Raw genomic sequence first — 18,701 nt, 5'->3', positions numbered from 1 at the left:
CGCAGGGCGTGAATGCCGGTGCCCCTGCCGCTTCACAGCGGCAGGGGCACCGGCATGAGCAGCGCAGAGATCAGGAGCTGAGCTGGTCCAGCACGTACTGCGCACGCTCCAGCAAGGGTTCAACGGTTCCCTCGGGCAGGGCCCGTAGTTCGTCGATCAGTGCCGACATCCGGGCGGCGCCCGCCTCCGAGCGGCCCAGCTCGTCCTCGGTCCACGCGGCGTACTGCAGGCACTGCAGCCGGTCCCCCAGATGGTCCGGCCCGAGTTCCGCGTAGATGCCGGCCGCCCGCTCGGACAGAGCGACCTCCTCCAGCCTCAGTGCCTCGATCTGCGCGGCACCGGGCCGCTGGGCGGCGGCATCCGCCCCCTCCTCCTCGTCGTCGGTCTGCTCGCGCGTGGTCACCAGCCGGTCGAGCACCTGCGCCAGCTGCTGCCAGGTCTGGGCGAGCTCGGAGCGCAGGTCCTGGCGTTGCGGAGCGGTGGCCAGCGCCGAGTCCAGCACGGCCGCGGCCTCGTCCATCCGGGTCCGCGCCCGTGCGACCGAGGCGTCGTCGACCACCTCGCGCAGTTCGAGCCAGGCCAGGGAACGCAGGATCCGCACCTCGGCGACGGGCGCGTCCCCCGTGATCCGGTGCAGCTCCAGGGACCGCTCGTACGCGGCGACGGCTTCCCGGTGCAGCTGGGCTGCGGAGAGCTGGTCGGCGGCCGACTGCGCGAGGTTCGCCTGTGGACGCGGGTCCTCCCAGCCCTCGGCCACGTCGGCCGCCAGCAGGTACTGCTCCGCCGCCGCCCGCGGGTCACCGAGTTCCTGGAGCAGATCCCCGAGGAACTCCCGGGCAGCCACGGCCTGTCCCTCGCCGTGCTCCAGCAGATCGGGCAGCGTCGACTGCAGCACTTCCGCAGCATCGGCGGTGCGGCCCTTGCGCGCGTGGGCACGGGCCAGCAGCAGCCGGGCCTGCGCTCCGCCGGCGCCGCTCAGCCCGGCCTGGTCGAACCAGTGCGCGGCGCCCAGCGCGTGCTCGTCCGCCTCCTGCGCCGTGTCCGGCCGGCGCAGCAGGATGTCCGCGAGGGTGAGCCGTACGATGCCGTGGGTCTCGGCATCGGTGACCTCGGCCGCGTGCTCCAGCGCGGCACGCGCCGCCTCCAGGGCTTCATCGATCCGGCCCAGGGACATCAGGACGCCGGCCCGCAGCACCAGTGGATCCACCGCCTGCCACGGCCGGCCGGCGGCCACCGCACGGGCCGCGGCCGCCGCCAGCAGCGGTTCGGCCCGTTCGGGGTCGCCCTGCGACAGTCCGATCCGGCCCAGCATCTCCTCGGCCTCCGCGGCCAGGTCCGGCAGGGTCTGTGCGTACGCGGCGACGAAACCGGTGAGCTCGGCCGCAAGCGCGTCGTGCCCGGCGCCGTGGCCGTGCCCGTGGCCGTGGTGGTGGTGCTCCTCGGTTCCCTCCACCGAGCGCAGGTACGACTCCACCCGGAGCGAGGTCAGCTCGGTCAGCGCGATCCGGCGTGCGCGCAGCGGCTCGTCCGCATCCAGCGCCTCTGCGGACCGCCGGGCCACCCGCAGCAGTTCGCGCATCCGTTCGGGGGCCGTCCCGGACTGCGCGGCCAGGGTCGCCAGCCGCAGCTCCGCCAGTGCGGCGCGCTCTGCCTGACCGAGCGCCCGGTAGCCGTCCCGGACCGCTGCCAGCAGGTCGGCCGCGTCCGCGGCTCCCCCGCGCGCGGCGGTCAGGGCCCGGTGGTCCGCGACATCCGCGGCGACCAGGGCGTCGGCCTCGCCGTCCGGCTGCGCGTCCAGCCGTACGGCGACCTCGGTCCAGAGGGCGTCCGCGCCCGGGTGTCCCCGGTCGCGTGCCTGCCGGGCCCGCTCCACCAGCGCCGCGAATCCGTCCCCGGTGTCCGGAGCCGCCGGGGCGGCCGTCCTCGGGGGTACGGCCACCGTGGGCTCCGCCTGCGGCAGGGCCGTGCTGCGCACGCCCAGCGGGAGCACGTCCACCAGCGGCTCCCGCCCGATCCGGGCGAGCAGCCGGTCCGAGACGCGGGTGGTGCCGTTTCGGGCGTCGAACCGCCGCGCGATGTCGAGGACGCCCGCGCGCAGCACCTCGTACAGCTCGGAGACCGTGTGCGGGACGCCCTCGTACGGGACGGCCGGGCTCTGGCCGTGCCCCAGTTCCCGGAGCCGGCGCAGCAGGACGAGGATTCCGCCATGGAAGGCCCGCTGGTCGTCTGCGTTGGCGAGGGGGCGTACGTGGGCGGCGTGGTCGGCGAGGATCTCCAGGCCGCGCGACTCGTTGCCGCTCAGCGCGCAGAACTCGATGTGCCTGCCGATCGTCGGCAGCAGGCTCTCGTTGCCGCGGGCCATGCGGTAGCCGCGCAGGTGGTTCGAACGGGCCTCGTCGTACCGGCCGAGCCGCAGCAGCGGCAGCAGGGAGGTGCCGAGCAGCCGGTGCGGCTCCTCGGCGCAGGTCCGTTCGCCCGACAGCACGGGCCGCCACATCTCCAGGGCCCGGGCGTCATCGCCGCGCAGGGCCGCGTACTGGCCTTGGCCGTTGAGCTCGCAGGCGTGGCAGTCGCTCATGTCGTCCCGGTCGGCGGCCAGCCAGGCGTTCAGCGCCCGCTCGGCCCGCTCGTCGTCGCCGGTGGCGTCGGCGAGCCACAGTTCGGCCTCGCGTACCGGCCGTTCGCTGTAGCCCGCGATCCGGTAGCGGCGTTCCATCTCGTCCAGCCAGCCGGTGGCGGACTCCAGCGGGATCTCCGGGGAGTTCGTGATGGCCGAGGCCACCCACTTGAACTCCCAGAACAGGGAGTGGGCTTCCCATTCGGAGAAGGCGCCGGGGTCCTTGTCGTACTCCTGGAGCAGCCGGGCAAAGGGCACCAGCATCTTCGGGGACTCGGAGCTGTAGAGGTAGGCGTTGATCAGGTTGTCCAGGGCTTCGCGGAACAGCGCCTGGTCGCCGCTCGCCTCCGCCGCTCCGACCAGGGCCTCGGCGTGCGCGTTGCGTGCCGTGCCGTTGGGCGAGCGGCGGTTCTCGTGAAGGCCCTGTTCGATCTGCTCGCGCGTCAGCATGGTCACTGCCGGCCCTCCGGGGAGTCGGTGGAGTGGGTCGCCCATTCCAGGAGTCCGAGGAAGGCCCGGTTGAGCAGGGTGGAGTCGGCCGGGCGCAGCGGTCGCTGGGACATCAGCAGCGCCTGCCCGTAGAGGGATTCGACCGCGGTGCCGGTGAGGGCCTCGTCGGGGAGTGCCGCGATCCGGCGGATCAGCGGGTTGTTGTGGTTGAGCACGAGGCGGGCACGCGGCGCCGAGCCGCGGAGCGCGCCGAGGATGCCGCTCCACAGGGAGTCGGCGCTGTCCAGGGCAGCGGTACGGTCACGCTCCTGGCGGGCCTGGCGGTCGTCGAGGTAGAGCGCCGGCACGGAGACGGGCTGGAAGGCGCGCAGCACCACATCGCAGCTCTGCGCCTCCAGGCGGGTGCGGGCGGTGGACAGGAAGGGGGCCAGGGCCAGTTCGGCGGAGGTGGGGACCGGGTCGAGCCGCTCGGTGACGGCACCGGCATCGAGCTCCGCGACCTTCAGGTCCGGGCGGACCGTGGGCAGCAGGGCGAGCAGGTCGGCGTCGTACGTGTAGCCGGCGTTGATGACGCCGAGGCCGTGCGCCGCCGCGATCGGGGCGATCTGGCGGAACTCCTCCACGGTGCGCGTGAAGTGGATCTCGCTGTGGGCGGCGGTGAACTCCTGCAGGCTCATCGATCCGTCGCTGGTCTCGAACGGCAGCCAGGGGAGCATCAGGCCGAGCAGCTCGGCGTCGTGCCGGGCCAGCGACTTCACGCCGAGGTGGTGGACGCTCAGGAACGCGGCCAGCCGCTCGGGTTCGCTCGCGGCGAGTTCCGCGAGCCAGGCCCGGATACGGGCGCCGAGGGCCTCCCGTACGGCGGACAGGGTCTCGTCGTCGTACAGGTTCTCGCGGGAGGCGGTGGGCCGGAGTGTGTCGGTGTCCAGCACGGCCCGGACGAAGAACGCCCAGTCCGGCAGCAGGTTGTCGGCCTGGTCGGTGAGGAGCATGCCCTTGAGGTGGACGCGGTGTCCGGCCCGGTGGGCGGGACTGGTCGGCTCGGGAAGGACGTAGGCCACGCCGCGCACCCCGGCCACGGGCAGGTCGAGGTCGATGCTGTCGAGCGGAGTGAAGCCGAAGAGCTGGGCGCAGTGGCCCGCGAGCGCGACGCGGCGGGCGGCGGGCGTCGGGAAGGAGCGGTCCCACACGGCCGGGCGGTCGGTGAGGGGGCGCGGCTCGCCGCCCTCGCCTTCGTCGAAGGTGATGTCGTAGGGGAGCAGGGCGCCGTAGTCGCGGGCGAGCTGCTCGACCCTGGCCGGAGCGGTCCACTCCTCGGCTCCCGGACGGGCCTGGAGGATGACGGTGGTGCCGGCCTCGGGGCGCGCCCCGTGCGGCAGCTCGCGCACGGTGTACGAGCCGTCGTCCGTGGCCAGCCATTCGACGGGCGCGGCCTGGGGGTCGCGGGCGGAGCGGGTGATGACGCGGATCTGCCGGGCCACGACGAAGCAGGCGAGCAGCCCGATGCCGAACTGGCCGAGGAACTCGCGGCGGGTGTTCTCCAGGCCGCCGGCCTCGATGCCCCCGTCGTCGCCGCGCTTGGAGCTGCGGCCGATGGTGGCGAGGAGGGAGTGGGCCTCGGCGGCGGTCAGGCCGATGCCGCTGTCCTCGATGGTCACCCGGCCCCCGGCCGCCGACAGGCGGATGCGGATCCGCGCCTGCGGGTCGACCGCCTGGCGGGCGGTGACGGCGTCGACGGCGTTCTGGAGCAGCTCGCGGACGTAGACGCGGGGGCTGGAGTAGAGGTGGTGCGAGAGCAGGTCGACGAGGCCGCGCAGGTCGACCTGGAAGCTGGAGGGAGACGGGGAGGAAGAGGGGGACGGGGAGGAAGAAGACGAAGGGGAAGGGGATGCGGACGTCATGGGGCGTCACCTCGCGTGCACGTGAAGGGTTCGGCGATCGCGAGGTACCCCCCCTCACGGATCCCGGAATGAGGAACAGAGTAGGGCGATGATCTGACAATATCTCCCCGAATTGCGTCGCCTCCGGCTCCGTGGCCGCGGTCAGCGCAGCCGCAGGAACCGCGGCGGTACGGCATCCACGAGCCACACTCCGTTGGCGCTGATCCGGAACACGTGCCCGGCCGCGCGCATGGCCGCCGCGTCCACGGCGAGCACGACGGGCCGTCCGCGCCGCGCGCCCACACGGGTGGCCGTCTCCCGGTCGGGGGAGAGGTGGACGTGGTGGCGGGCCATGGGGCGCAGGCCTTCGGTGCGGATCGCGTCCAGTGCTGCCGCGACCGTGCCGTGGTAGAGGTACGCCGGCGGCTCGGCCTCCGCGAGTCCCAGATCGACGGGAACGGTGTGGCCCTGGCTGGCCCGGATGCGGCTGCCTTCGACGGCGAACCGCTGCTTGTCGTTGGTGGCGACCACATGGTCGAGCTCGGCCCGGCTGAAGGGGAAGCCGTGGGCGGCGGCCGCGCCCAGCAGGTCGTCGATCTCCACCCAGCCGTGGTCATCGAGCACCAGTCCGATGCGTTCCGGCTGATGGCGGAGGTGTTTCGAGACGTATTTGGACACCTTCACGGTGCGCTTGTCGTCCATGTCCCCAGCTTGCCGGGTGTGAGGCGGTGCGAGCAGCGCATTTTCACCACGGCCGGAGCCGGGCGGACCTCTACCGCCCTTCCGAGATACGAAATACATTTTCCATTACACACTTTTCCCAGGGGGAGAACCCATGACAATCCACGCTTCTCTGCCGCGCCGCGCCGTCGCCGAGCTCGTCGGCACGGCCGGCCTCCTCGTGGTGGTGATCGGTTCCGGTATCCAGGCCGAGGGCCTCAGTCGTGACACCGGAGTGGCCCTTGTCGCCAACTCGCTCGCCTCCGCCATCGGCCTCGGGCTGATCATCACCCTGCTCGGCCCGCTCTCCGGAGCCCACCTCAACCCGGTCGTCACCCTCACCTCCTGGTGGGCCCGGCGCACCGGCGGCTCCGGGCTCGGCGGCCGGGAGGCCCTCGTCTACACCACCGCGCAGACCGCCGGTGCGATCGGGGGCGCCGTCCTCGCCGAAGCCATGTTCGGGCGCCTCCCCGGCGGCTTCTCGACCCAGATCCGCGGCGGCGGCCACCTGCTCATCGGCGAGGTCGTCGCCACCGCTGGGCTCGTCCTCGTCATCCAGGGCCTGGAGCGCATCGGACGCCCCCGGCTGATCCCGGCCGCGGTCGCCGCGTACATCGCCTCGGCGATCTGGTTCACCTCGTCGGGCTCCTTCGCGAACCCGGCCGGTACCGTCGGGCGCGCCTTCAGCGACTCCTTCACCGGTATCGCCCCGCAGTCGCTGCCCGGGTTCGTCGCCGCCCAGCTGGTCGGCGCGGTCGTCGGCCTCACCCTCGCCGCCCTGCTCTACGGCAGCGCCCGCCGCGGGGTGAATGGGCCGAGGGCCGTGGTGGTGACGGCTGGTACCGCCGCTTCCGCGAACGCCTCGTACGAGGCCATCGGTTGAGTTGTCCACCGGGTTGCCCACAGGCTTCCCCGACTTGTCCACAGCCGGTTGGGTGGGTTTTGACGGCAAACGGGTGATCTACCCTGTGGACTACCGACCGGGATCTAGCACCCGCCCCGGCGGGCCAGCTCGTTCATCGTCCGGGCCTGGAGCTCCCGCTCCGTCGCGGCCCGGACGAACTCCCCCACGTGCTCGGCGCCGACCAGCTCCTGCACCGCGCGCACCGTCTCGGCCGGGAGCGCCACCGCCGCGGGCCCCGACGGCTGTGGGGCACCGACCGCCCCCAGATGGCGCTGCAGGTGCCGGGTCGCGAACAGCCGCATCGCCCGCGCCAGCTCGGCATCGACCGTCTGCTGCGCCAGGGGCCGCAGTCTCCGTACCATCGTCGCCGCCTCCGCCGCGTCCGCGTCCGTCGGCGGCACCTGCTCCAGGTAGCGGGCGAAGACGTGCTCGGTCGTGAACTCCAGGAACCGCGAGGCTATGTGCTCCACCTGCCCGCGCAGCTCCCGCAGGTGGCCGGTGATCGCCGGCAGCGGCACCCCGGCCGCGTACAGCTCGGCTGCCACGGCCAACTCCTGCGGAGACGGCACCAGGAACTCGTCCGGGCGCCCCGGGATCCGCTCCAGCACCCCGAGCTCGCAGGCCTCGCCCACCGCTTCGTCGTCCGGCCTGCCGCCGAAGCGCTCGTTCAGCTCGGCCCGGCTGATCCTGGCCGCCTCCTCGTCCGTCCACGGCCCGTGCACCTCGGCGACCAGCCCGAGGACGCCGCCCAGACCGCGCCCCGCGTCCCAGGCCTCCAGCAACTCCTTGATGGAGGCCAGCGTGTAGCCGCGGTCCAGCAGGTCGGCGATCTGGCGCAGGCGCGCCAGATGCGTGTCCCGGTAGACGTTGGAGCGGCCGCGGCGCTCCGGCTTCGGCAGCAGACCGCGGTCCTGGTACGCCCGGATCGTGCGCACCGTGGCCCCGCTGTGGTGTGCGAGATCCTCGATCCGGTACTCGGCTCCTGCCTGGTCTGACAATCCGGGCTCCCTACGACATGGCGGTGGGCCGACCGCGCCCGCGGCGGCCCGGGCGGCCGGTGGAGCCGCACGGCGGGCGGCCGCCCCTGCGCGGCAGCGAGCCCTTCTGCGAGGGATGGTACGACCGCCGGAAGAAGCCCGGTATGGCCGTGCCGCCCTCTCTCAGTGCCGGCCTCCGCGGAGGCGTCTGCCGAGGTGTCCGCGGAGGGGTCCCTGCCGGCGTCCGGGCCGGGGCCGGTACCCCGGCCCCGACAGGTCCGCGGCGCCGCGCCCGTACGAGGTCACAGCCGGGGCTCCAGCCGTGCCAGCCGCCGCAGGGCGGCGGGCGCGAACCGGGACATCCACAGGGCGCCCTTGGACTCCGGGGTCACCGGCACCACCGCCTCGTTGCGCACCACCGCCCGCAGGATGGCGTCGGCCACCTTCTCCGGCGGGAAGTTGCGCAGCCCGTACAGCCGTGAGGAGCGCTCCTGGCGGCGCTTCTCCTCCGCCGCGTCCACCCCGGCGAAACGCGAGGTGGCGGTGATGTTGGTGTTGACGATGCCCGGACATATGGCCGAGACCCCGATGGACTTCCCCGCCAGCTCGGCGCGCAGGCACTGCGACAGCATCAGCACCGCGGCCTTCGTGGTGCTGTACGCAGGCAGCGTCCTGGACGGCAGATAGGCGGCGGCGGAGGCGGTGTTGACGATGTGCCCGCCCTGCCCGCGGTCGGCCATCTGCTTCCCGAAGACGCGGCAGCCGTGGATGACACCCCACAGGTTGACGTCGAGGACCTTGCGCCAGTCCTCCGAGGTGGTCTCCAGGAAGGGCCCCGACAGGCCGATCCCGGCATTGTTGACCAGCACGTCCACGATTCCGTACGCGTCGGCGACCTTCGCCGCGAGCTTTTCCATCGCCTGTTCGTCGCTGACGTCCACGCACTCGTCCCAGGCCTCGGGGGCGCCGACGAGCCGCGCCATGTCGGCCGTACGGGCCGCGCCCTCCGCGTCCCGGTCCACGCACACCACCCGGGCACCCGCCTCGGCGAAGGCGAAGGCGGTGGCCCTTCCGATGCCACTGGCGGCCCCGGTGACGAGCACCAGCCGGCCGGCGAAGCGGTCGGCGTACCTGCCCGGAGCCTTGTGCTCGGGGGCCCGGGTGGCGGGGTCCTCCCGGGCGGTGACGAAGTCGGAGATCCATCCGGCCAGCTGGTCGGGCCGGGTCCGCGGCACCCAGTGCTTGGCGGACAGGGTGCGCCGCACCAGGTCCGGCGCCCACCGCTCCAAGTCGTCGTAGAGCCGCTCGGACAGGAAGGCGTCGCCGGTCGGCGTGATCAGCTGGACCGGTACGTGCGCGTAGGCGTCGGGGCGCGGCCTGCGCAGCCGCGGACGTACGTTGTCGCGGTACAGCCAGGCCCCGCGGGCGGCGTCCGAGCCCAGCGAAGCGGTCGGGTAGTCGCCGGCCGGGACCTTCTCCACACGCTCCAGGATCCGCGGCCACCGCTTGCCGAGCGGGCCGCGCCAGGCGAGCTCCGGCAGGACGGGCGTGTGCAGCATGTACACGTACCAGGACTTGGCGCCCTGGCCCAGCAGCTGCGCCGCCCGCCGCGGGGTCGGACGCGTCATCCGCTTCTTGATCCAGTGTCCGAAGTGGTCGAGGGAGGGCCCGGAGATGGAGGTGAAGGAGGCGATCCGGCCCTCGGTACGGGCGACCGTCGCGAACTCCCAGCCCTGGACCGAGCCCCAGTCGTGGCCGACCACGTGCACCGGGCGGTCCGGACTGACGGCGTCCGCGACCGCGAGGAAGTCGTCGGTCAGCTTCTCCAGCGTGAATCCGCCGCGCAGCGGCTGCGGAGCCGTCGAGCGACCGTGCCCGCGCACGTCGTAGAGCACCACGTGGAACCGCCCGGCCAGCCGCTCCGCGACCTCCGACCAGACCTCCTTGCTGTCCGGGTACCCGTGCACCAGCACCACGGTCGGCCGGTCCGCCTTGCCGAGTTCGGCGACGCACAACTCGACCCCACCGGTACTCACACGGCGCTCACGGGCCCCCGCGAGGCCTGCGCCGCCCGCCGCGCCGTGGGCGCCGGTCCTGTCCGTCCCGCTCATGCTGTCGTCTCCTCGGCCCAGCGCCGCACGTGCGGCAGATCGTCGTCCAGCCAGTACGCACTCTCCTCGGGATCCCGGGAGTCGGTGACCACCAGGATCTCCTCGAACTTCGCGCCGGTTCCACGGAAGCCCAGATGCGGCTCCACCGCCCACAGCCCCGGCTGCGGCGGATGGTCCGAGAAGCGGTACGGACTCCACAGCGGGGACCAGCCCTCGCGGTGTCCGTGCAGGGCGTCGGACGCCAGCCCCTTCAGGGACTGCACGCCGAAACCGAAGGCGGTCGGGGCCCAGCGCCGTTCCTTGACGCGGCCGATCTTGTGGGCGATCACGCCGAACGGATACGCGCGGTGCCGGTTGGCATAGCCCTGCCGGACCATCAGCCGCTCCACGTTCTCGTAGATCTCCCGCAGCGGGCGGCGCTCGCGGACCTGCTCCAGGATCAGCTCGCGGTGGGGCCGCAGATCGGACATCAGCCGGTCCTGCACCGGATTGAGCCCGAGGCTGCCCGAGTAGCCGATGTCGGCCGCGTACCCCCGGTGGACCGGCGCCATGTCGAGGATGAACGGCATGCCCGGCTCCAGCTTCCGGTTCGTCGGGAAGAACTGGAGGGGGATCGTGAAGTCCGTGAAGGCGGTGCGGTCCCCGAACCAGGCGAACGGCAGGTGGAACCAGTCCCGCACCCCGCGCTCCCGCAGCCACTCGCGCTGCATCCGCGCGGCCTCGCGCTCGGTCACACCCGGCCGCAGCTGCGCCGCAACGGTCTCCGCGCACTCGTACGCCAGGCGCTGCACTTCCCTGAACCCGCGCAGTTCGGCGGAGAGGTGCGCGGTGCCTTGCTTGGTGTCCCCAGCCATGCCAGCCGTCCGTCCATAGAGCCGTACGCGCCCGAAAGTTGACATTGATGAATGTGACAATGACCGGAGGGCGCGTCAAGGCCCGTGCACAGACCTGTGGACAAAGTTGGCCGGTTCCCGTTCCCGCGCGGGAGGGGCGCCGCGACCGAGGCATCCCACCGCCGCCGCCGAGCCCCGGTGTCAGCCTTGGGGCAGGGGCCGTAGTCCTCAAGGCGGAGACGGGATGGCGCTCCAGGTCTGACGATCCGCTCCGTCGGCACCGCTAACGTCGAAGCCGTGACTGTCATCGCGACCGAAAGCCTGAGCAAGCGGTACCCCCGAGTGACCGCCATCGACCGGCTCTCCCTGGACATCGGGCCCGGAGTGACCGGCCTCGTGGGCGCCAACGGAGCCGGCAAGTCCACGCTGATCAAGATCCTGCTGGGACTGTCCCCCGCCACCGAGGGCCGCGCCGCCGTACTCGGACTCGACGTCGCCGCACACGGCAGCGCCATCCGCGAACGCGTCGGCTACATGCCCGAGCACGACTGCCTGCCGCCCGACGTCTCGGCCACCGAGTTCGTCGTCCACATGGCGCGCATGTCCGGCCTCCCCCCGGCCGCCGCCCGCGAGCGGACCGCCGACACCCTGCGCCACGTCGGGCTGTACGAGGAGCGCTACCGCCCCATCGGCGGCTACTCCACCGGCATGAAGCAGCGCGTCAAGCTCGCCCAGGCGCTCGTCCACGACCCGCAGCTGGTCCTGCTCGACGAGCCGACCAACGGCCTCGACCCCGTCGGCCGCGACGAGATGCTCGGCCTGATCCGCCGGGTCTACACCGACTTCGGCATCTCCGTCCTGGTCACCTCCCACCTGCTCGGTGAACTGGAGCGGACCTGCGACCACGTGGTGGTCGTCGACGGCGGCAAGCTGCTGCGCTCCAGTTCCACGAGCGACTTCACCCAGACCACCGCCACCCTCGCCGTCGAGGTCACCGACTCCGACAGCCACCCCGACGGGACGGCTTCCCTGCGCAAGGCGCTGGCCGCGGCCGGCATCACCCTCCACGAGGGCGAGGAGCAGGGACTGCCCGGAGCGGGCCACATCCTGCTCGTCGAGGCCACCGGCGAGGACACCTACGACACCGTCCGCGACACCGTCGCCGACCTCGGTCTCGGCCTGGTCCGCATGGAGCAGCGCCGTCACCACATCGCCGAGGTCTTCCGCGACCACGACCGCCACCAGCAGAAGGGAGCCGGTTCCGATGGCGCCTGACACCTCGACCCAGATCCACAACATCGGCTACCGGTCCTACGAGGGCGCCCGGCTCGGCCGCTCCTACGCCCGCGCCTCGCTGTTCTCGCAGTCACTGCGCGGGGCCTACGGACTCGGCCGGTCCGCCAAGTCCAAGGTCCTCCCGATGATCCTCTTCGCGGTCATGTGCATCCCGGCGCTGATCATCGTCGCCATCGCCATCGCGGTGCCCGGCTCCACCGACCTGCCGATCAAGTACACGACGTACGCCCTGACCACCCAGATGGTCATCGGCCTCTACCTGGCCTCCCAGGCACCGCAGTCGGTCTCCCGGGACCTTCGGTTCAAGACCGTGCCGCTCTACTTCTCCCGCCCCATCGAGCGGGTCGACTACGTCCTCGCCAAGTTCGCCGCGATGGCCTCGGCCCTGTTCATCCTCACCGCCACACCGCTGCTGATCATGTGGATCGGCTCCCTGCTGGCGAAATTCGACTTCGCGGACCAGACGAAGGGGTTCGCCCAGGGACTGGTGTCCGTGCTGCTGCTGTCCGTCCTCTTCGCCGGCCTCGGCCTGGTCATGGCCGCGCTCACCCCGCGCCGGGGCTTCGGCGTCGCCGCCATCATCGCCCTGCTCCTGATTCCGTTCGGCGCGGTGACCGCGGTCCAGGGCATCGCCTACAACACCGGTTCCACGGGCGCCGTCGAATGGATGGGCCTGTTCTCGCCGATCACCCTGATCGACGGCGTACAGACCGCGTTCCTCGGCGCCACCTCCGCCTTCCCCGGCGGCGAAGGCCCCTCGGCCGGGGTCGGCTCCGTCTACCTGCTCGTCGTCCTCGCCCTCATCGCCGGCTCCTACGCCGCCCTGATGGCCCGCTACCGGAAGGCCGGGCTGTGACCATCATCGACATCGACCACACCTCCCGCTGGTTCGGGAACGTCGTCGCCGTCAACGACGTGACCATGCGCATCGGCCCCGGTGTGACCGGCCTGCTGGGGCCCAACGGCGCCGGGAAGTCCACCCTCATCAACATGATGGGCGGCTTCCTCGCCCCCTCCACGGGCACCGTCACCCTCGACGGCGCGCCCATCTGGCGCAACGAGCAGGTCTACCGGCAGATCGGCGTGGTCCCCGAGCGGGAGGCCATGTACGACTTCCTCACCGGGCGGGAGTTCGTGGTCGCCAACGCCGAACTCCACGGGCTCGACGCGGCGGCGGCCCAGCGGGCCCTGGCCACCGTGGAGATGGAGTACGCGCAGGACCGCAAGATCGCGACCTACTCCAAGGGCATGCGCCAGCGCGTGAAGATGGCCTCGGCCCTCGTCCACGACCCGTCCGTGCTCCTGCTGGACGAACCGTTCAACGGCATGGACCCGCGCCAGCGCATGCAGCTCATGGACCTGCTGCGCCGCATGGGCGAGGAGGGGCGCACCGTGCTGTTCTCCTCGCACATCCTCGAAGAGGTCGAGCAGCTCGCCTCCCACATCGAGGTCGTGGTCGCCGGCCGGCACGCCGCCTCCGGTGACTTCCGCAAGATCCGCCGCCTGATGACGGACCGCCCGCACCGCTACCTCGTCCGCTCCTCCGACGACAGGGCCCTTGCCGCCGCCCTTATCGCCGACCCCTCCACCGCCGGTATCGAGGTCGACGTCACGGAAGGCGCCCTGCGCATCCAGGCGGTCGACTTCGGCCGGTTCACCGAACTGCTGCCCCGGGTCGCGCGCGCCCACGGCATCCGGCTCCTGACCGTTTCGCCCTCCGACGAATCCCTTGAGTCGGTCTTCTCCTACCTCGTCGCGGCCTGAAGGAGCTGGCATCCATGTACAACCCCACCGTGGCCCGGCTGACCTACCGCGCCCTGCTCGGCCGTCGTCGCGCTCTGATCCTCTTCGCGCTGCCGGCCCTGCTGATCGTCATCTCCCTCGCCGTCCGCGCCTTCACGGGCCTCGACGACAAGGTCGCCGCCGACCTGCTGGGCGGCTTCGCCCTGGCGACCATGGTCCCGCTGATCGGAGTCATCGCCGGGACCGGAGCCATCGGCCCGGAGATCGACGACGGCTCGATCGTCTACCTGCTCTCCAAGCCGGTAAAGCGGCCGACGATCATCATGACGAAACTGATCGTCGCGATCGCGGTCACCATGGCCTTCTCCGCGATCCCCACACTGATCGCCGGCTTCATCCTCAACGGCAACGGCCAGCAGATCGCCGTCGCCTACACCGTCGCCGCGCTCGTCGCCTCGATCGCCTACAGCGCCATGTTCCTGCTGCTGGGCACCGTCAGCCGGCATGCCGTTGTCTTCGGCCTGGTCTACGCCCTGATCTGGGAGTCCCTCTTCGGGAGCCTGGTCACCGGAGCGAAGACCCTCAGCGTCCAGCAGTGGGCGCTGGCGCTCGCCGAGAAGATCGCCGGCGAGGGCTATGTCGACGCCACCGTCGCGCTGCCCACCGCCGTCGTCCTGCTCTGCGCGGTCACCATCGGAGCCACCGTCTATGCCGGCCAGAAGCTGCGCCGCCTGACTCTGGCCGGGGAGGAGTAGACCCCGCCGCGCCGACTCCACGAACCGTGCCCCGCCCGGCCCACCGGCCAGGCGGGGCACCGTCGTACGGGGCATCATCAGTGCATGGTCGAGCACGCCGAGCCCGAGCCGTCCAGGCCCGTGCGGGCCTGGATACGCTCCTCGCCCGGAACGCACATATGGCTGCTCGTCATCGCCGTCACCAGCCTCATCGTGGTGATAGCCCCCGACCGCGTCGAACACGTCCTGCTGCACCGGCACAGCAGCAATATCCACGAGCTCACCAGGCATCCCGTACGGGCCCTGGTCTCCAGCGCGTTCTGGATCGAGAACCCGTCCTCGCTCGCCCTCTACGCCGTCCTCTTCGAGCTCTTCCACGCCCCCGTGGAACGCTGGCTCGGCACCCTGCGCTGGCTCGCCATCGTCGCGACGGCGCACATCACGGCCACCCTGGTCAGCCAGAAGGTCGTCCTGATGGCCATCGAGGACCACCGCGCCCCGCACAGCATGGTCCACGTCGTCGACGTCGGTGTGAGTTACGGGCTCGCCGCGTCCATCGGCGTCCTCACCTACCGGCTCCCCCACCCCTTGCGCTGGTTCTACCTGGCCGGGGTGGTCGCCTTCTTCGGGATCCCGCTCTTCACTGGCGGCAATTTCACCGACCTCGGGCATGCGATCTCACTCGCCGTCGGCCTGCTCGCCTGGCCGCTGACCCGGCACCCGCACCCGGTCGATGTTTCACGTGAAACATGAAAATTCGCTGGTACGGCACTTCCGCCCGGGGCAGAGTGATCCGTGCGGGGAGTAACAAGGGTCCGGGGCAGCCACTTCGAGCGCGCCGTGCGGCGCGGGCTGTCCCGGACGCCTCGTCAGGTCCTACGCGGCCCCCAGCAGGCGCTCCAGCACCACCGCGATGCCGTCCTCCTCGTGTGAGGTCGTCATCTCGTCGGCCACCGCCTTCAGCTCCGCATGGGCATTGGCCATGGCCACTCCGTGCCCCGCCCAGCCGAACATCGGGATGTCGTTGGGCATGTCCCCGAACGCGATCGTCTCCGCCGCCTTCACGCCCAGCCGGCGTGCGGCCAGCGACAGGCCGGTCGCCTTCGTCAGACCCAGGGGGAGTATCTCCACGATGCCCGGACCGGCCATGACGATGTCGACCAGGGCCCCCACGGTCTCCCGGGCCGCCTTGACCAGGGTGTCGTCGTCCAGTTCGGGGTGCTGGATGTACAGCTTGGTCAGCGGAGCCGTCCAGACGGCCGCCGTGTCCTCCAGGTAGACGGCCGGGAGGCCCTCCTGGACCTGGTAGCCGGGTCCGAAGAGCACGTCGCCGTCCAGTCCGTCCCGGCTGGCCGCCAGCGCGAGCGGCCCCACCTCGGCCTCGATCTTCGACAGCGCGAGGCCGGCCAGCTGCCGGTCCAGCGTGACCGAGGTCAGCAGCCGGTGGGCTCCCGCGTCGTAGATCTGCGCGCCCTGCCCGCACACCGCGATGCCCTTGTAGCCGAGATCGTCCAGCACGCCCCGGGTCCAGGGCACGGCCCGGCCGGTGACGATGATGTGCGCCGCGCCCGCCGCGGTGGCCGCGGCGAGCGCTTCACGGGTGCGTTCCGAGACGGTGTCGTCGCCACGCAGCAGCGTGCCGTCGAGATCGGTCGCGACGAGCTTGTACGGGAACGGGGCCGGGCTCACTTGGTGATCGGCTCCAGGACCTCGCGGCCACCCAGGTACGGGCGGAGCACCGCGGGCACCCGAACCGAACCGTCGGCCTGCTGGTGGTTCTCCAGGATGGCGACGATCGTGCGCGGAACGGCGCACAGGGTGCCGTTCAGCGTGGAGAGCGGAGCGGTCTTCTTGCCGTCGCGGTAGCGGATCGACAGGCGGCGCGCCTGGAAGCCGTCACAGTTCGATGCGGAGGTCAGCTCGCGGTACTTGCCCTGCGTCGGGATCCACGCCTCGCAGTCGAACTTGCGCGAGGCGGAGGCACCCAGGTCACCGGTGGCGACGTCGATCACCTGGAACGGCAGCTCCAGGCTGGTCAGCCACTGCTTCTCCCAGGCGAGCAGACGCGCGTGCTCGGCCTCGGCGTCCTCCGGCGCGACGTACGAGAACATCTCGACCTTGTCGAACTGGTGCACGCGGAAGATGCCGCGGGTGTCCTTGCCGTAGGTGCCGGCCTCGCGGCGGAAGCACGGTGAGAAGCCGGCGTACCGCAGGGGCAGCTTGTCGGCGTCGATGATCTCGTCCATGTGGTACGCGGCGAGCGGGACCTCGGAGGTGCCGACCAGGTAGTAGTCGTCCTTCTCCAGGTGGTACACGTTCTCCGCCGCCTGGCCGAGGAAGCCGGTGCCCTCCATGGCGCGCGGGCGGACCAGCGCGGGGGTCAGCATCGGGACGAAACCGGCTTCGGTGGCCTGCGCGATGGCCGCGTTGACCAGCGCCAGTTCCAGCAGGGCCCCGACACCGGTCAGGTAGTAGAAGCGCGAGCCCGACACCTTGGCGCCGCGCTCGACGTCGATGGCGCCCAGCATCTCGCCGAGCTCCAGGTGGTCCTTGGGCTCGAAGCCCTCGGCGGCGAAGTCGCGGATCGTGCCGTGCGTCTCCAGGACGGTGAAGTCCTCCTCGCCGCCGACGGGCACGTCCTCGTGGACGATGTTGCCGAGCTGGAGCAGCAGCTGCTTGGCCGCCTCGTCCGCCTCGTTCTGCTCGGCTTCGGCGGCCTTGACGTCCGCCTTGAGCTGCTCGGCCCTCTTCAGCAGCTCCGCCCGCTCCTCCGGGGAGGCCTTGGGGATGAGCTTGCCGAGCGACTTCTGCTCATTGCGCAGTTCGTCGAAGCGCATGCCGGAGGACCTGCGGCGCTCGTCGGCGGAGAGCAGTGCGTCGACGAGTTCGACGTCCTCTCCACGGGCGCGCTGCGAGGCGCGGACACGGTCAGGGTCTTCACGGAGCAGCCGAAGGTCAATCACCCCTCCAGGCTACCGGGCTGGGCTTCGCGGGCTCACATCGATATAACGCTGCGTGTCACTATGCCCCAATTGCCGTGAATGGAAAACTGTGCGGGAGTGGGCCGGAACCGACCCTCCCCACGCGGTCAACAAAGGCGGCCCATTCCCCGAAAAGGGGCACATCGTCCTCCGCCGGTCAGCTCCTGAACAGGGGCGGAGGGCTGCCTTGTCCACAGGAATTGCCGCCCGGGGCAGTTTATCCACAGGCTGTGTGCCGGATCTGTGGACACGCAAAGAGATCAATCCCGACCGTGAGTCGTTCAGGAAGAATCAGGGTTCAAACCACCCTCACACACTCATTCGGGTGGGAATGGCTCGCTCCAAAGAGTTGGTCGTGGATGCCGAGGTGACGCCGTTCACCTTCCGCTCTCCAGCGCGAAACCCGAGCCGCCCGACCGATTTGTCGACCTTGCCGGTCTGGAGTGTCGACTAGTCCACAGGTCCCCATCTCGTCCTGTGGATAACTCTGTGGACAGGGCTGGGGAAAACTACGGCCGACCGTCGAGGCACCGCGTCAGCCAGTCGGAAGCGGCCGTGAAGTCTGCGTCCGAAGTTCCCGGCCGTGGATGACGGACGTCACCCTGAGCGACCCCCGCGCGGGGATAGGAACCGAGGAAGCGCACCTGGGGACAGGTCCGCTTGAGCCCCATGAGCGCCTCGCTCACACGCCGGTCCGAAATGTGGCCCTCGGCGTCCACCGCGAAGCAGTAGTTCCCGATGCCCTCGCCGGTCGGCCGGGACTGGATCAGCATCAGGTTGACCCCGCGGACGGCGAACTCCTGGAGCAGTTCCAGCAGCGCACCGGGGTGGTCGTCGCCCAGCCACAGCACGACCGAGGTCTTGTCGGCACCGGTCGGCGCGGCGGGCCGGGCAGGCCGGCCGACGAGCACGAAGCGCGTCTCGGCGTTCTGCGCGTCGTGGATCTCGGTGACCAGCGGGACGAGCCCATATGTGGCGGCCGCGAACTCGCCCGCGAAGGCGGCGTCGAAACGGCCTTCCTGCACCAGCCGGGCACCGTCGGCATTGGAGGCCGCCGACTCCCACACCGCGTCGGGCAGGTTCGCCCGCAGCCAGTTGCGCACCTGCGGCTGGGCGACCGGGTGCCCGGTGACGGTCTTGACGTCCGACAGGTGGGTCCCCGGCCGCACGAGCAGCGCGAAGGCGATGGGCAGCAGCACCTCGCGGTAGATCATCAGCGGTTCCCCGGACGCCAGCTCGTCCAGGGTGGCCGTGACGCCGCCCTCCACCGAGTTCTCGATCGGCACCAGGGCGGCGGCCGCCTCGCCGTTGCGCACGGCGTCCAGGGCGGCCGGGACCGACACCATCGGGACGAGCTCCCGGGTCGCGGCTTCCGGCAGGGTGCGCAGGGCGGCCTCGGTGAAGGTGCCCTCGGGACCGAGATAGGTGAAGCGGGTGGCTGACATGCGATCAGCG

At 71.4% G+C, this 18,701-nt stretch carries 15 protein-coding genes; 6 read left to right on the top strand and 9 right to left on the bottom strand.

Going from position 1 to position 18,701, the window contains the following annotated elements; translation table 11 throughout:
- Nucleotides 1-70: 70 nt before the first annotated feature.
- The 3 genes from ABZ128_RS02435 to ABZ128_RS02425 all read right to left on the bottom strand — a co-directional run bounded on the left by ABZ128_RS02435 (nt 71) and on the right by ABZ128_RS02425 (nt 5,649).
- The gene (locus ABZ128_RS02435; protein ID WP_356845598.1) at nt 71-3,073 is read right to left on the bottom strand and encodes a tetratricopeptide repeat protein; all 3,003 of its coding nucleotides are present in this window, start codon (nt 3,071-3,073) and stop codon (nt 71-73) included.
- Complete coding sequence (locus tag ABZ128_RS02430) at nt 3,070-4,968, bottom strand: HSP90 family protein (protein WP_356845597.1); 1,899 nt, start codon at nt 4,966-4,968, stop codon at nt 3,070-3,072. Before ABZ128_RS02430 ends, ABZ128_RS02435 begins: the two co-directional genes overlap by 4 nt.
- Before the next feature lie 141 nt (nt 4,969-5,109).
- On the bottom strand, nt 5,110-5,649 hold the full coding sequence (locus ABZ128_RS02425; RefSeq protein ID WP_356845596.1) for an RNA 2'-phosphotransferase: 540 nt from the start codon (nt 5,647-5,649) through the stop codon (nt 5,110-5,112).
- Between the two features lie 133 nt (nt 5,650-5,782).
- Between ABZ128_RS02425 and ABZ128_RS02420 the strand changes: the two genes are divergently transcribed.
- Entirely contained in the window at nt 5,783-6,550 is a 768-nt protein-coding gene (locus ABZ128_RS02420) for an aquaporin (RefSeq protein ID WP_356845595.1), read from the top strand.
- A 104-nt stretch (nt 6,551-6,654) separates the two neighbouring features.
- Here ABZ128_RS02420 and ABZ128_RS02415 read toward each other — a convergent pair whose 3' ends face one another.
- The 3 genes from ABZ128_RS02415 to ABZ128_RS02405 all read right to left on the bottom strand — a co-directional run bounded on the left by ABZ128_RS02415 (nt 6,655) and on the right by ABZ128_RS02405 (nt 10,513).
- Nucleotides 6,655-7,569 (bottom strand): MerR family transcriptional regulator, encoded by a 915-nt coding sequence (locus ABZ128_RS02415; RefSeq protein ID WP_356845594.1) that lies wholly within the window; start codon nt 7,567-7,569, stop codon nt 6,655-6,657.
- Nucleotides 7,570-7,850: 281 nt separating this feature from the next.
- Nucleotides 7,851-9,659, bottom strand: coding sequence for an SDR family oxidoreductase (locus ABZ128_RS02410; RefSeq protein ID WP_356845593.1), 1,809 nt, complete (start codon nt 9,657-9,659; stop codon nt 7,851-7,853).
- A complete protein-coding gene (locus ABZ128_RS02405) occupies nt 9,656-10,513 on the bottom strand; it encodes a M24 family metallopeptidase (RefSeq protein WP_356845592.1) in 858 nt (285 codons plus the stop codon). Before ABZ128_RS02405 ends, ABZ128_RS02410 begins: the two co-directional genes overlap by 4 nt.
- A gap of 276 nt (nt 10,514-10,789) precedes the next feature.
- Between ABZ128_RS02405 and ABZ128_RS02400 the strand changes: the two genes are divergently transcribed.
- The 5 genes from ABZ128_RS02400 to ABZ128_RS02380 all read left to right on the top strand — a co-directional run bounded on the left by ABZ128_RS02400 (nt 10,790) and on the right by ABZ128_RS02380 (nt 15,018).
- Nucleotides 10,790-11,767: an ABC transporter ATP-binding protein gene (locus tag ABZ128_RS02400; RefSeq protein WP_356845591.1), complete on the top strand. Its 978-nt coding sequence runs from the start codon at nt 10,790-10,792 to the stop codon at nt 11,765-11,767.
- Nucleotides 11,757-12,644: an ABC transporter permease gene (locus tag ABZ128_RS02395; RefSeq protein WP_356845590.1), complete on the top strand. Its 888-nt coding sequence runs from the start codon at nt 11,757-11,759 to the stop codon at nt 12,642-12,644. Before ABZ128_RS02400 ends, ABZ128_RS02395 begins: the two co-directional genes overlap by 11 nt.
- The gene (locus ABZ128_RS02390; protein WP_356845589.1) at nt 12,641-13,552 is read left to right on the top strand and encodes an ABC transporter ATP-binding protein; all 912 of its coding nucleotides are present in this window, start codon (nt 12,641-12,643) and stop codon (nt 13,550-13,552) included. Before ABZ128_RS02395 ends, ABZ128_RS02390 begins: the two co-directional genes overlap by 4 nt.
- A gap of 14 nt (nt 13,553-13,566) precedes the next feature.
- A complete protein-coding gene (locus ABZ128_RS02385; protein WP_356845588.1) occupies nt 13,567-14,286 on the top strand; it encodes an ABC transporter permease in 720 nt (239 codons plus the stop codon).
- 84 nt (nt 14,287-14,370) lie between these two features.
- On the top strand, nt 14,371-15,018 hold the full coding sequence (locus tag ABZ128_RS02380) for a rhomboid-like protein (RefSeq protein WP_356845587.1): 648 nt from the start codon (nt 14,371-14,373) through the stop codon (nt 15,016-15,018).
- A gap of 123 nt (nt 15,019-15,141) precedes the next feature.
- Here ABZ128_RS02380 and ABZ128_RS02375 read toward each other — a convergent pair whose 3' ends face one another.
- From ABZ128_RS02375 to pheA, 3 genes are all read right to left on the bottom strand, one after another.
- Nucleotides 15,142-15,954: an HAD family hydrolase gene (locus ABZ128_RS02375; protein WP_356845586.1), complete on the bottom strand. Its 813-nt coding sequence runs from the start codon at nt 15,952-15,954 to the stop codon at nt 15,142-15,144.
- On the bottom strand, nt 15,951-17,228 hold the full coding sequence (gene serS / locus ABZ128_RS02370; protein ID WP_356845585.1) for a serine--tRNA ligase: 1,278 nt from the start codon (nt 17,226-17,228) through the stop codon (nt 15,951-15,953). Before serS ends, ABZ128_RS02375 begins: the two co-directional genes overlap by 4 nt.
- A 527-nt stretch (nt 17,229-17,755) precedes the next feature.
- Nucleotides 17,756-18,691 carry a prephenate dehydratase gene (gene pheA / locus ABZ128_RS02365; protein ID WP_356845584.1) on the bottom strand — a complete coding sequence of 312 codons (936 nt, stop codon included), beginning with the start codon at nt 18,689-18,691 and terminating at the stop codon, nt 17,756-17,758.
- Nucleotides 18,692-18,701: the final 10 nt, after the last annotated feature.

It is taken from the genome of Streptomyces sp. NPDC006326, assembly GCF_040612915.1.
Lineage (GTDB): Bacteria > Actinomycetota > Actinomycetes > Streptomycetales > Streptomycetaceae > Streptomyces.
Note: the sequence above shows the minus strand (reverse complement) of the source record. Positions and strands in the feature narration are given on the sequence as shown.